14 protein-coding genes are annotated in these 12,411 nt (G+C 43.2%); 7 read left to right on the top strand and 7 right to left on the bottom strand.

Going from position 1 to position 12,411, the window contains the following annotated elements:
- Positions 1–13: 13 nt before the first annotated feature.
- The 3 genes from ACSQ8P_RS15280 to ACSQ8P_RS15270 all read right to left on the bottom strand — a co-directional run bounded on the left by ACSQ8P_RS15280 (position 14) and on the right by ACSQ8P_RS15270 (position 2,355).
- Positions 14–1,018, bottom strand: a complete 1,005-nt coding sequence (locus tag ACSQ8P_RS15280) for a LacI family DNA-binding transcriptional regulator (protein WP_436235963.1) — start codon at positions 1,016–1,018, stop codon at positions 14–16.
- Between the two features lie 318 nt (positions 1,019–1,336).
- Positions 1,337–1,933 carry a hypothetical protein gene (locus ACSQ8P_RS15275; protein WP_056612513.1) on the bottom strand — a complete coding sequence of 199 codons (597 nt, stop codon included), beginning with the start codon at positions 1,931–1,933 and terminating at the stop codon, positions 1,337–1,339.
- 191 nt (positions 1,934–2,124) lie between these two features.
- On the bottom strand, positions 2,125–2,355 hold the full coding sequence (locus ACSQ8P_RS15270) for a DUF6953 family protein (RefSeq protein WP_436235962.1): 231 nt from the start codon (positions 2,353–2,355) through the stop codon (positions 2,125–2,127).
- A 189-nt stretch (positions 2,356–2,544) separates the two neighbouring features.
- Here ACSQ8P_RS15270 and ACSQ8P_RS15265 point away from each other — a divergent pair, with 189 nt between their 5' ends.
- Complete coding sequence (locus ACSQ8P_RS15265; RefSeq protein WP_436235961.1) at positions 2,545–2,655, top strand: YjcZ family sporulation protein; 111 nt, start codon at positions 2,545–2,547, stop codon at positions 2,653–2,655.
- A 53-nt stretch (positions 2,656–2,708) separates the two neighbouring features.
- Here ACSQ8P_RS15265 and ACSQ8P_RS15260 read toward each other — a convergent pair whose 3' ends face one another.
- The 3 genes from ACSQ8P_RS15260 to ACSQ8P_RS15250 are packed head-to-tail and all read right to left on the bottom strand — an operon-like array spanning position 2,709 to position 5,994.
- On the bottom strand, positions 2,709–3,869 hold the full coding sequence (locus ACSQ8P_RS15260) for an ABC transporter permease (protein WP_436235960.1): 1,161 nt from the start codon (positions 3,867–3,869) through the stop codon (positions 2,709–2,711).
- Complete coding sequence (locus ACSQ8P_RS15255; RefSeq protein ID WP_436235959.1) at positions 3,862–5,046, bottom strand: ABC transporter permease; 1,185 nt, start codon at positions 5,044–5,046, stop codon at positions 3,862–3,864. The genes ACSQ8P_RS15260 and ACSQ8P_RS15255 overlap by 8 nt, the downstream gene beginning before the upstream one ends.
- A 12-nt stretch (positions 5,047–5,058) precedes the next feature.
- On the bottom strand, positions 5,059–5,994 hold the full coding sequence (locus tag ACSQ8P_RS15250; protein ID WP_436235958.1) for an ABC transporter ATP-binding protein: 936 nt from the start codon (positions 5,992–5,994) through the stop codon (positions 5,059–5,061).
- A gap of 184 nt (positions 5,995–6,178) precedes the next feature.
- Between ACSQ8P_RS15250 and ACSQ8P_RS15245 the strand changes: the two genes are divergently transcribed.
- Complete coding sequence (locus ACSQ8P_RS15245) at positions 6,179–7,315, top strand: sensor histidine kinase (RefSeq protein ID WP_436235957.1); 1,137 nt, start codon at positions 6,179–6,181, stop codon at positions 7,313–7,315.
- 15 nt (positions 7,316–7,330) lie between these two features.
- The gene (locus ACSQ8P_RS15240; protein ID WP_436235956.1) at positions 7,331–7,984 is read left to right on the top strand and encodes a response regulator transcription factor; all 654 of its coding nucleotides are present in this window, start codon (positions 7,331–7,333) and stop codon (positions 7,982–7,984) included.
- 6 nt (positions 7,985–7,990) lie between these two features.
- On the opposite strand, the gene ACSQ8P_RS15235 is transcribed toward ACSQ8P_RS15240, so the two are convergent.
- The gene (locus ACSQ8P_RS15235) at positions 7,991–8,848 is read right to left on the bottom strand and encodes a stalk domain-containing protein (protein ID WP_436235955.1); all 858 of its coding nucleotides are present in this window, start codon (positions 8,846–8,848) and stop codon (positions 7,991–7,993) included.
- A gap of 196 nt (positions 8,849–9,044) precedes the next feature.
- Between ACSQ8P_RS15235 and ACSQ8P_RS15230 the strand changes: the two genes are divergently transcribed.
- From ACSQ8P_RS15230 to ACSQ8P_RS15215, 4 genes are all read left to right on the top strand, one after another.
- The gene (locus ACSQ8P_RS15230; RefSeq protein ID WP_436235954.1) at positions 9,045–9,683 is read left to right on the top strand and encodes a DUF1054 domain-containing protein; all 639 of its coding nucleotides are present in this window, start codon (positions 9,045–9,047) and stop codon (positions 9,681–9,683) included.
- 110 nt (positions 9,684–9,793) lie between these two features.
- A complete protein-coding gene (locus ACSQ8P_RS15225; RefSeq protein WP_436235953.1) occupies positions 9,794–10,474 on the top strand; it encodes a hypothetical protein in 681 nt (226 codons plus the stop codon).
- Positions 10,475–10,645: 171 nt separating this feature from the next.
- The gene (locus tag ACSQ8P_RS15220; protein WP_436235952.1) at positions 10,646–11,374 is read left to right on the top strand and encodes an ABC transporter ATP-binding protein; all 729 of its coding nucleotides are present in this window, start codon (positions 10,646–10,648) and stop codon (positions 11,372–11,374) included.
- Positions 11,371–12,402, top strand: coding sequence for an ABC transporter permease (locus ACSQ8P_RS15215; RefSeq protein WP_436235951.1), 1,032 nt, complete (start codon positions 11,371–11,373; stop codon positions 12,400–12,402). The genes ACSQ8P_RS15220 and ACSQ8P_RS15215 overlap by 4 nt, the downstream gene beginning before the upstream one ends.
- Positions 12,403–12,411 lie beyond the last annotated feature (9 nt).

Genomic DNA, 12,411 nt, shown 5'->3' with positions numbered 1-12,411 from the left:
TTTTCCCACTTTCTTATGCTTGTAATAATTGCACAGATTCACGGATAATCAGTTCCGTTCGCAAAAGCAGCTGCTCTGTAGCATTCAATTTATTTTCTATATTACCTAGTAGACGCAGGGCGCCTTCTTTGCTAATTTGTTCAATCGGCCTGCGTACGGTCGTTAAGGCTGGCGTCACGTATGCTGCGAAAACCGTATCGTCAAAACCGACTACTGATATGTCTGCAGGGACTTGTAACCCCGCTTCAAACACGGCTTTAATGGCTCCTAATGCCATCTCATCATTGCAGCAAAAAACCGCTGTCGGTCTCTCTTCGAGGCTCAAAAATTGCTGCATCGCTTTATGACCGCTTTCCAAATCGTAAAGTCCCGGCATGCGAAACGCAGGTGGAATCGAGATCCCATAATGCGCCATTGCTCGTTCAAAGCCATCCTTGCGATTCTGCGCAGATTTGAAGCCCTTACGTCCTTCGATTAAGGCGATTCTCTTATGCCCTTGATTTACAAGGAAGGCTCCTGCGTGAAAAGCACCTTGCTCCTCATCAGAGAGGACATTCAGAACACCAACGGTGTCCACAGGCCGATTCAATACAACGAGCGGAATCCCTTTGTTCGCAATGTGCTCAATGATCGGTTGGTCGTCGTCACTTTGGCTAACAATGATAATGCCATCAAAGCTCTTCTTGGTGATGGAATGAAAGCTAGTGTAATCATCAATACCCTTGACAATCAACTGATAGCGATCTCTTATCACCGAGTTGACCCCTCGAATCGCTTCGTAGAAGAATCCAGCGGAAGTTCCATTGCTTAGTGTGGTAAAGAATAGCCCCAAGTTATACGAACGATCCAGCACTAAACTTTTCGCGTTATAATTCGGCGTGTAATCCAGCTGTTCAGCGATGATGCGAATGCGCTCCTTCGTCTCCTCTTGGATGAGCGGACTGTTGTTCAACGCTCTGGAAACTGTCGTGTGGGAAACACCCGCAAGCTTCGCAATATCCTTAATAGTTGCGCTCATACATTCACCTCTAATAGAAGCATATCACATCTATGCACACGTTAACAATAGTCTTTTCACAAGACAAAAAAACTCCCTTCTTAGGGAGTCCACTACCTATTTATGTATGATTTCTCCTTGCAGTGGATTCTCTCACCACTAGCTCTGGCAGCAACTTTATCGTGGGATAGGTGTCTGACACACCATCAATCTTACGTATTGTTTCATCTACAGCGGAACGCCCTACCGTCAACGATTCTTCTCCCCCTATAAACACACAAAAGAGAGTCCCGTATACGTTCATACAGGCTCTCTTTCATCCCAGCACACTATTCATTCTCACATCTCCAATAGAAGCATTTCTTGTCTCAACTCGATCAATTTAACTTTACTTTCCATCGCGGCTTTGGTATCACCTGACGAGAGTGCATCTTGCAGCGTAGCTAATTCATAATCAAGCTCCATTCGCAAAATAGGGATGCGTTCGTCTGTCCTCTTCGATCTTAGTGCTTGCATGACTTCTTCTACGGTCACAGCAGGCTCCTTCTGATACAGCACCTTATGTTCAATTCCGCTAATCTCCACCATGCGGATGATTTCCCCGAACATAATATTCTCAATGAGAATTTGCCGATCCTTAAATCTTTTAACAACAGCATGACCGCGTGTATCCCCGATCAGCTTCTCCATCATTTCAGCAAGCTTCTCATCTTTGAATGAATAATTGCCAACAATCTTATACTTCTCGCCAATTCGTTCGAATTTCAGCTTAATCAGCTTGCGTCCAGTGCGAATCGAAATAATAAACTGGAGCTCACTTTCGTTCCAATACAGAGAATATCCTTCTTGAATGAGCGCTTTAATGAAGTTCCGGATTAGCCGGCGATCAAATCGTAACTCTAGGTTGCAATACTCCACTTCATGACTCTTACTCACGGCAATCCCCTCCATAATTGGTGCATATTCATTTATTTAAATATTCAGACAACTTGTGTTCTTACAGTTATCTTATTATGAATTCTATGTTTTAGCAACTTGGATTATGGATATTTTTTTAAAAGAAAGCGCACAAAAAAGCCGATGCCTGTTTGCCATCAGCTACAGCCCATGTTCACTCCAACCTATGATTAATGCCAGCCCCAGAAAAATCCATCGCGTTCCCACGCGGCTCTACCGCCGTGCAATTTCTTGAAGATTTTCTTAACTTCTTTGGAAATGGCTTGATTTCCATTGTCATTCACATAAATATAGGATTCCCCAAAATGCTTAAGAATATAGTCAACGGCATCTTTTTGATACAAAATACCTGCTGATTTCAATTCATTCAGCATCCATTCTGCAATTTCATTCTCTGTCATTCTCCACCCATTCCCCTTTCAATGTCCATTCGAACATTATACCATATATCCATGCAAATTCCGCACATGACTAGGGACATCCGCACAATCATTTCAGAAGTCTCGAATAGCCCATTCCATCTTACCCATTGCTCCATATGCTATGTCGAAAGTCAATGAACAGGTCTTAAGACAGAGAGGGTGAATGAAATGGGTTATGGTGTAGGTGGAGTTGGCGGTGTAGGTGGTTATTCGTCTTCTGCAGCGATCTTGGTACTTTTCATCTTGTTGGTTATTATCTCTAGCGCTTTCGTCATTTAATAATTTACAGATATCAAAGGGCAGCCCCGTACTTTAGGAGCTGCCCTTTGAATTTAATAACCTGCTTCAGTCTCCGTTGGCTTGAGAATAACTGAGCCAATACTCATAAGTATAAGTCCGAATAAGGCCAATACCCCCATATTCATCCACATGTGCGACAATGGTTGACCTGCAGACATACGCTCGATAGCATCGAGTGCCCATTTTTGCGGGACAAAGTTTGCGAGCTTTTGCATCCATTCCGGCATTAGACTAATCGGCCAGAAACAACCACCAAGCATACAGGTTGGGGTGACAACGAGTGAGTTAATCACGTTCATATTGGTTGCATTTTTAACCATACTCGCTACTGTGCTGGCAATCCCCATGCTCGCCAGTAAGAAAAATTCTAAGATTACAAACTGCGATACGAACGGGAGACCGTACTCATATCCAGCTACGTATCTGGTAATTAACAGGATAACCAGCACTTGAAGTGTACCTACAGCAAAGCTGCCCAAGAAATTCCCTGTTACAATTTCAAAGGCGCGGACTGGCGCCGTGTACGTTCTTGCTAATGTACGAAGTTTTCGATCCTCCATAACTAAGGAGACTGTATTATTGATTAAACTCATCATAAAGATCAGCATCAAACCAATCACGATGTGCATATTGGGATTTGTGTAAATATGCAAATCAGTTATTTCAGGACTAATTTGGTGCTTTTGAATTTGAGTGATTGTTTGCAAGGTGGTATCTCGCAAAACAGTATCTGTCAGCCCTTGTTTACTAAATAAAGTAATCGTATCTTGATACCTAGATAAGATGCCATCCAGGCTTATTTGAAGTGTAACTGTCGATTCATTCGAATTGAGTTGATACATATCAAGCTGCGGCAAAGCCCCCCCTGTTAATAACTTTTCACTTAAGTCTGCAGGAATGATAAAGGCGCCACTGACCTTCTGTTTGATAACATCGTTTTTGAGTTCGGCTTCAGATGCAGCCAATGTCAATCGATAATCAGGAAATGCGTTTAGCTCTTGTACGACCTGAGCGCCCAATGTACCTTGGTCCAAATTAAGATAAGCGATGTCAGCTCGATTCTCACTTTGTTTACCAAGAACAGTAATGATCAATGAAACCGCGGCAGCCGGAATAACCAAATACATAAGAAGTCCTTTTCTTTGAAAAAGGGAACGGCGCAGCATATTTAGAGCGATCGCCAGACTATTCATGATATCCCCCTTTACGGTAAATAAGAAATGCGATTAGTGATAAGCCCATAGCCATACAACCTAAAATTAATAAGTGATGCCCAACTATCGCAGTTTCGCTCCCTAGCATGAGTTGAAACATGCTTTGCATCCCCCAATAGTTTAATGTGTATGAACCGAGTTGCTTAAGAAAACCGTCTGGAAGCTGTGTAAATCCACCACTTAAGAATGTCATGATCAAAATAATCATTTGGAATATTGTTGCGATCGTTTTATCTGATTTAGAAAAAAGCATGACTATGATGGCCAAACTCATAGAAGCTACAATCATACATAAGCAAATAAGAAACAACGTGAGTATATGCGAACCCCAATCTACACCATAGAAGAGCCTCGTGGCACCAACGATAACTGCGACCTGACCGATGGATAGGAACATATTTCCTATAATTTTGCCTAATAAAATTTGATACTCATGAATAGGCATGCCATTTAAACGAGATAACGTGTGATTCTCCTTTTCACTTTGTAAGCTAAAAGCAGTAATCATTCCCGAATATAATAAAAACATGACGAGAATCGACGCCGCATAATATTGCATAGCCGTGTAGTTGCTATTTGAGGCTGCTAATTGGCCTACACGAACGAATGAAGGGCTTGCAGAAGTGATTTGTGAAGATTCACCAACGGCTTGCTTTAGAGGCTCCAAAGAAGATGTACGAGCCGTAATCTGAATGGCCTGAATCTGATTAACTTTATCAAAATAGGTGCGAAACACCATTTGAGCTGTTAGATTCTGCAAATAATCATGACCCAGTATCATTTCCCATGGGGCTGCTTTCCCAGCCTGCACCTGAGCACTGAAATCGATCGGGACGATTACTGCAAATTCAGCCTCTCCATCCTTCAACCGCTTTATGGCTTCCTCACGCGATGAAATCACATGTGTTTGCAGGTGCTTTTGAGTCTCAGGAGACTCCAAGAAACTTTGAAAACTTTCACGCAAGGCACCAGTATCCGATTGAACAATATCAACCTTCACCGATTTTAGTTCTTTATCCTCGACCTTAAATGCGCCTGAAAGTGCTGACCCCAAAATAAAAATAAGCAGCAATGGCATTAAAAATTGGATCAACAGCACATAGCGAATCCGCAGTTTTCTTATGATTTCATACTTAGCGATGGTCCAAATTGGCATGCGAATTTCCCCCTAATCCCTTAAGGTTCTTCCGGTCAATGACAGGAACAAGGCCTCAAGATCAGGCTCCACCTGCGTGAGCGATTGAATCTTAACCTGATGTTTAGACAAAATGAAGAGGACATCTTGTAAATAACTTTGTGACGCACTTACGATCAGTTCAAGCGATTGATTATTTACATTTAGCTGTTTAGTCAACGGATGCTCTCTCAACTCTTTGACAGCTTGATCAGTGAGGTTCGTAATTTGAAGCACAATTTTATTGTCTTGAGAAACCTGATCGCGTAGCTCCTCTTGCGTTCCACAAGCGATGAGACGACCATGATCCATGATGCCGACTCTTGTCGAAATTGCCGACACTTCCTCCATATAATGGGAAGTATATATGACAGTTGAGCCCAATCGATTCAATTCTCTAACGGATTCCAGAATATGATTACGTGATTGCGGGTCGATCCCGACAGTTGGTTCATCCATAATAATGAGCTTCGGTTGATGCATGATTGCACAAGCGATATTTAGTCTTCGCTTCATACCGCCTGAGAATGAACTGGGTTGATCACTCGCACGATCAAGTAGTCCAACAAAGGCTAAGGATTCCTCTACCCGCTCCTTGAGCAGTTTCCCCCTCAACCCATATAGTTTAGCGAAAAAAGTGACATTCTCCCGAGCTGTTAAGTTCTCATATATCGCTAAATCTTGAGGTACGAGCCCCAAATTACGCTTGACTTCCATGGGGTATTTAGCAACGGATTTGCCACCCACCAGAATGTCACCTTGATCGATTTTCAGCAGTCCGCTCAGCATTTTAATGGTTGTACTTTTACCCGCTCCGTTAGGTCCTAACAGGCCAAATACTTCACCTTCTTGAATCGTCAGATTTAGATGATCTACAGAAATACGATCGTCATATTTCTTAACTACATGCTTCAATTGAACAAAGCTCATACATTCTCTCCCTTTCTTCACTGCACTTATACCGTAATTGTACGCTTTTGCGAGCACGTTGACAGGTAGATGAAGTCATTTTGCAAAGTGACGAAAGTCACTTTCTTTCTCATAAGAAAAGTGTTATCCAATGAAAAGTCGTATGCTATACTTTCTTTACTAAGTTAAAGGATGCGAATCTCGATTGATAAACCAACTCTTACTCACACGCTATCTTCTCATACTCGTACCTGCGATCGCTTCCATGTATTTGGAAACCTACCGATCTAATGACACCTATGCCCTCTTCGTACTCCTATTCATTGGGCTGACCGAAATTAGGCGAACACACTTGCCGAACACGGGCTGGATGCTCCTCCTTGAAATAGGCTGTACAGGCTGGATGAGTTATCACTATGAAGGAGTGTGGTTTATTTCATTCTTTTCCACTCTTCTTACATATATATCCAACCTGAATCGGCAGCAGCAATTTGGTGTACTCCTGTTACAGCTTTTTGTCCTTAATCTTTCTTTGCAAAATCAACCATCTATGTATTTCACCATTGCCAACGTGTTGTTTATTGCGCTCGCTATCCTCTCTTTCCAATTTCAGCGAATGAAAAAAAATAAAGATGATGTCGAGCTGCTCTATGATCAACTCCGAAAGCAGCACTATGAATTAGATGAGGCCCGCCTTCAATTGATGGATTATGCCCGAAAAGTAGAGAATATTGCCCAAACGGAAGAACGTAATCGCATCTCACATGATCTGCATGACGATTTAGGACATAAGCTTATCCGACTCAAAATGATGATGGAGGCCTCACTTACCATCCTTCCCTCTCAACCAAACAAAGGTACCGAGATGTTACGCTCTGTACGCGATCAGCTCGGAGAAAGTATGGAACTCCTTCGTTCGACTGTACGTCGTTTGAAGCCGAACGAGCGTTCACTTCAAAGTTATTCCTTGTCTAAGTTAATTGAAGGACTAACACGAGAGAACGCAATCGACATTGAACTCGATATTCAGGGAATGCCTTATGACTTGTATCCTAGCCTTGAATACATTCTTTACCGAAATGCGCAGGAGGCTATCTCTAATGCGATTCGGCATGGTGCTGCTACGCACATTCAGATCACGTTACACTACGCAGCCAATCAAGTGACCATGCAAGTCTCCAATAATGGCACAAGAGTGCTTGAGCCTACGGTTAAAGGGTTAGGTTTATCCGGTATGGAAGAACGAATTAAAGTGATTGGCGGGCAACTTCTAATTTCGAATGAGGAACATTTCACGGTAACTACAGTACTGCCAGCTTTTCGACACAATGGAGTTAATTAAAGGGGGTTACTTTTGATGATTCATGTACTCATAGCCGACGACGATCCATTTATTCGCGAAAGCTTACAATTAATTATTGGACTTGATTCTGAAATCACTGTCGTTGGCACTTGCACAAACGGGAATGAAGCTCTCACCTATATTCAAAATGGAACACAAGTGGATGTCGTCCTCATGGATATCCGAATGCCTCTCTGTGATGGTGTACAAGGTACGAAACAAATCAAGGAAGCGTACCCGGAAATCGCGATACTGATTCTGACTACCTTCGATGATGATGCCTATATCATTCAAGCATTAAGAAACGGCGCCAGCGGCTATTTATTAAAAAATATTTCCCCAGATCATATTATTCAAGGCGTTAAGACAGTGAAGCAAGGGAATTTGCTTATTCATCCTGATATCGCTAAGAAGCTAACCTCTTTCATTCAAGAAAGTCCCTTCAATGCTGAAGCGTCCGCTCCTCCACTTGATGGTTATGGCTTGACAGCTAATGAGCAGACTATCATTGCTAAAATCTCAGATGGCCTTTCGAATAAAGAAATCGCCCAGGAGCTATTCCTGAGCGAAGGTACGGTGAAGAACTATGTCACTGAAATATTAAGTAAATTGAATCTTCGAGATCGTACTCAAATCGCCATATTTTACCTGAAGAGGAAACAAGGATGAGAAAAACTAGTTCACGACCTTACCCGCCTCGATATCTTCCACCGAAGTACTGGCGACTAAATAATCAGAAATTTCATTGCTATAATTGATAAAAGGCGTTAACTTGATCGTGGTTTTGAAGAAATGTCCGTTATTATTCAACAAGTAATAATAGGTGTTTTCTTCCGGCAGCTTATCAATAATTACCGGATTCCAGGAGTAACTTACTTTATCTACGACAAAATATCGATAAGATTCAACATAAGTCTTCAATGCCTTCAATTTAAGTGGATCTGTCTCACCTGACACGACTAACGACTCATAATTGGAATAAGACATTTGCGGGGGCTCTTTCCCCCACACATTTCTCAGTTCAGTTTCACTCACGTACACTTGACCGGTAAATTTTTCTTTTGCCTTGCGTAAACCATCTGTACGGATCCCCATTCGTTCAATATCGCTTAGCCGATAATACGTTTGATCTGTATTATTCATTAAGACAGAGTAGGTTGCTCCCTGATAATCCATATATTGCGCATAGGGATATTGCAGGATAATCTCCGTATAATTCGACTCATTCCCCACAGTCGGCTGATTCGGATTCACACGTGGAACTACAAATATAGTTTTCGTGTTTTCCTGCCAATTCACGACAGCGCCTAAATAACCAGCCAACTCCTTTACAGGCAAATAACTTGAATTATTATAAATTAATGGCGGATTCGCTAGTTGAACAGCTTGACCATTCACGACAACCTTATAATCATTCCTGAGATACGCATCGACACGATGCAGTACATCTTGTGCGTATACACCTGCCCCAAAGCAAGTTCCCATCAGTGTTCCGACGATTGCAACTTTTGACCATTTAGGCATTTTCTTCATTTCAATTCCTCCTGTACCTTTCCTTGCTTGTTAAGTTAACTCATTCGACAACTACCTTAATTTACCTCTTTGTTTCGACAACATCGAACTATTGAACTATAAAAGGCAGCCAACATTACACCCTATTCATTGCGGGATATACGAAATTGCTTTAGAATAGTTGAAAAACAAGAATGTGAAATGAGGACCTGCCATAATGAGTTTTACAGGATTTACACAACACGATTTCGATACCTTCTCTATTGAAGGCTTAGACGGACGTATGGCCGCCATTCGCGAGCGAATTCAACCTAAATTTAAAGCACTTGGCGATGTGTTAACAGCCGAATTATCCGTACAGTCTGGAACCGAAATGTTCCTTCATATTGCCAAACATTTACGCCGTAAAATCAATCCGCCTGTCGATACCTGGATGGCTATCTGTCCTAACAAACGCGGCTACAAGCAGGTGCCTCACTTCCAGGTCGGTCTTTTCGATGATCGCGTTTTCATCTGGCTTGCACTCATTTATGAGCTGCCGAACAAAGGCAATATCGCTACTACATACATGAATAATTTGAAGCAGATTCAAGCCGAAATTCCAACAGATTTCCAGATTTCCTTTGATCATATGAAAAAAGATACAATTCCCGTGTCTCAGCTCGACACAACTGGCTGGAACGAAGCCCTAACTCGCTTCCGCGATGTTAAAAAAGCAGAGCTGCTCATCGGTCGAAATCTCCGCTTCGATGACCCTGTGTTAGCAAATCCTGCTATACTTACGCACTTAATCGAACAAACTTTCGAGAAGCTGATTCCATTGTACAAACTTGCGGTCGACACACCATCGCTCTAATTCATTAAAAATTTATGTTAAATTAAGGTTGCTTTCAACTAAAACGTGGCTTTCCTGCGCAAACTAAATCCTGTAATTCCCAATAATCAGGAAAGGAGGCCTCGAATCCCTTGGAAACAACAAACATAAGGAAGCTGCTCATCAGCTCCATTGCACTCACCTGTATCTTGGGTGGTAGCCTCTCTGCTGTTGCACAAACCCCTGATACTGAAGATCAGCCAACCGTTACATGGCAACAGGCAGATGAAGATGGGCAAAGCGGACACCATAAACGGAAATGGCCGATTATTGAAGAATCCGCAACGGTTATCGGTGTCGACAAAGAAGTTCTCTTCAAATCGCTGAAGAGCGGGAAAAGTATTGTGGAAGTCGCCGCTGAAAAAGGCATCTCGGAAGCCGATCTAACTGCAAAGCTGCAACAACTTCGAACGACGAAGATTGATACCGCTGTGAAAGATGGTAAGCTTACTGCCGATCAAGGCGATCACATGAAACAAAAGCTTGGCGAGCATTTAAAGTTCATTCTCAATGAGAAGAACCTATTAGCCCACCATCCTGGGCATGGCAAGCATAAGTTCGGCTTAAAGCCAGACACCGAAAAGCTCGCAAAATCGCTTGGCATGAGTAAAGACGAACTCCGTGCACAACTGCATGCAGGTAAGTCATTGACCGAAATTGCGCAAGCGAAGGGTATTTCCAAAGACAAGCTAGTGGTATCGATTAAGGATCAATTAACGCCTTCTATTGAGAAGTGGGTTGATCACAAAATGGAACCTAAAGCGAAAAAGTAGCTATTAGCGTTAACAGAGGGGCATTCTATGGAATGCCTCTTTTTCATTAGCACCTCATTTTATAAATGAGTGATTACTCACTTCTCAACTGCATAAATTTATCGTATGATGGGATTAGATTCAAAAATGAGTGATTACTCACTTTAATACTTATCGAAAGAGGTGCAGACCATGACGTCCGCCACATCGATTCAAGTGCAAGGAGTCAGCAAGCAATTTGGTGAGAAAACGGTTCTGAAGGACATCACTCTTGCTGTTCCTAGTGCACAGATTTTTGGACTCCTTGGTCCTTCCGGTTCAGGTAAAACAACTTTAGTACGCATGATCGCAGGTATTGATGCCCCCACATCCGGTCAGGTAACCGTACTTGGCCAGAAGATGCCACAGCTAGCTATGCTCTCCCAAATCGGCTATATGGCACAATCTGATGCCTTATACACCGAACTAACCGCACAAGAGAACCTGGCGTTTTTCGCAGCCTTGTATGGCCTCAAAGGAGCCAAATGTAAGCAGCGCATTCAGGCAGTCATGGAGCTCGTTGATTTGAGCGATCATCTGAAGAAACAAGTCAGCAACTACTCTGGGGGCATGAAGCGACGGTTATCGCTTGCCATTTCCTTGCTCCATGAGCCGAGCATACTTATTCTCGATGAACCTACCGTAGGGATTGACCCTGTCTTGCGCAAATCGATCTGGCAGGAGCTGACGAATCTGAGTCTGAAAGGAACAACCATTCTTTTGACCACACATGTGATGGATGAAGCAGATAAATGTCATCAACTAGGCATGATCCGTGACGGTAGTCTCACCGCGATAGGCACGCCAGAGGAATTGAAACAGGCTACCTCTTCCTCCACAATTGAAGAAGCATTCTTAGTTTACGGAGGTGCTGGAGCATGAGAATTCGGGCCATAGTGATTCGCATCCTTCGCCAATTTTTCCATGATAAACGAACACTAATGATGATGCTGGTAGCTCCCATGCTCATCTTGTTCATGATGTCCCTAGTATTCAATGGCAACACCTATGTACCCAAGCTTGGCGCCGTAAATGTCCCTGCCCCGCTCATTCAGAAACTGCAGGATTTGAACGCTGAGGTTGCGATCTACTCGGCAGAAGAAGCGCAAACGGAGCTGGACAACGTTCATTTAGACGCTGTGCTCGTCATGAATGGAACTACGCCGCAACTAACACTGGAAGGCAGTGACCCAAGCAAGAACAAAGCTGTACTCTTCCTATTGCAAAAGGCGTTGCAGAGCTCAGCCCCAACTGGCACCGCAACAGCACTTGCGCCGACGATTACGTATTTACATGGCGGGGCTGATATGGCCGCTTTTGACAATTTCGGACCGGTACTTATTGGATTTTTCGTCTTCTTTTTCGTCTTCCTATTGTCCGGCGTGTCCTTCCTGAGAGAACGTACAGGCGGAACCTTGGAACGATTGCTCGCTACACCATTGCGTCGCTGGGAGATTGTTGTTGGGTACATCCTCGGCTTTGGGATCTTCACCACCTTGCAGGCTACACTCATTGCTTGGTTTGCAACGAGCGTCCTTGGCCTAATGATGGTAGGTTCCTTTTGGTATGTACTGCTGATTACCCTGTTGCTAGCTCTGGCTGCGCTCTCCTTGGGAACGTTGATTTCTGCCTTCGCAAACAATGAGTTCCAAATGATTCAATTCATTCCGCTTATCATTGTGCCTCAGGTTTTCTTCTCCGGCTTGTTCAGCCTGGATACGATGTCTGTTTACCTACGCTGGATAGGTCATTTGATGCCGCTATATTATGGCGCTGACGCACTGCGGAATATTATGATTCGCGGCGCGGGCTGGGATCGCATCTGGCTTGATGTGCTTGTGCTTGCTTCATTTACTCTCGTCTTTATGATCTTGAATATTGTGGCATTAAAGAAGCATCGTAAGATATAATGGATGGAT

Origin of the sequence: Paenibacillus sp. LjRoot153, assembly GCF_964253085.1 — a bacterium.
Taxonomy (GTDB): Bacteria; Bacillota; Bacilli; order Paenibacillales; family NBRC-103111; genus Paenibacillus_E.
This window is presented reverse-complemented; position numbering and strand designations above follow the sequence as displayed.

Bases quoted from the DNA above. Each gene is read 5' to 3' on its own strand.
- ACSQ8P_RS15260 (WP_436235960.1), bottom strand. From the start codon at position 3,869: ATGAATAGTCTGGCGATCGCTCTAAATATGCTGCGCCGTTCCCTTTTT.
- ACSQ8P_RS15255 (WP_436235959.1), bottom strand. From the start codon at position 5,046: ATGCCAATTTGGACCATCGCTAAGTATGAAATCATAAGAAAACTGCGG.
- ACSQ8P_RS15230 (WP_436235954.1), top strand. From the start codon at position 9,045: ATGAGTTTTACAGGATTTACACAACACGATTTCGATACCTTCTCTATT.
- ACSQ8P_RS15280 (WP_436235963.1), bottom strand. From the start codon at position 1,018: ATGAGCGCAACTATTAAGGATATTGCGAAGCTTGCGGGTGTTTCCCAC.
- ACSQ8P_RS15215 (WP_436235951.1), top strand. From the start codon at position 11,371: ATGAGAATTCGGGCCATAGTGATTCGCATCCTTCGCCAATTTTTCCAT.
- ACSQ8P_RS15220 (WP_436235952.1), top strand. From the start codon at position 10,646: ATGACGTCCGCCACATCGATTCAAGTGCAAGGAGTCAGCAAGCAATTT.
- ACSQ8P_RS15240 (WP_436235956.1), top strand. From the start codon at position 7,331: ATGATTCATGTACTCATAGCCGACGACGATCCATTTATTCGCGAAAGC.
- ACSQ8P_RS15265 (WP_436235961.1), top strand. From the start codon at position 2,545: ATGGGTTATGGTGTAGGTGGAGTTGGCGGTGTAGGTGGTTATTCGTCT.
- ACSQ8P_RS15250 (WP_436235958.1), bottom strand. From the start codon at position 5,994: ATGAGCTTTGTTCAATTGAAGCATGTAGTTAAGAAATATGACGATCGT.
- ACSQ8P_RS15235 (WP_436235955.1), bottom strand. From the start codon at position 8,848: ATGAAGAAAATGCCTAAATGGTCAAAAGTTGCAATCGTCGGAACACTG.
- ACSQ8P_RS15270 (WP_436235962.1), bottom strand. From the start codon at position 2,355: ATGACAGAGAATGAAATTGCAGAATGGATGCTGAATGAATTGAAATCA.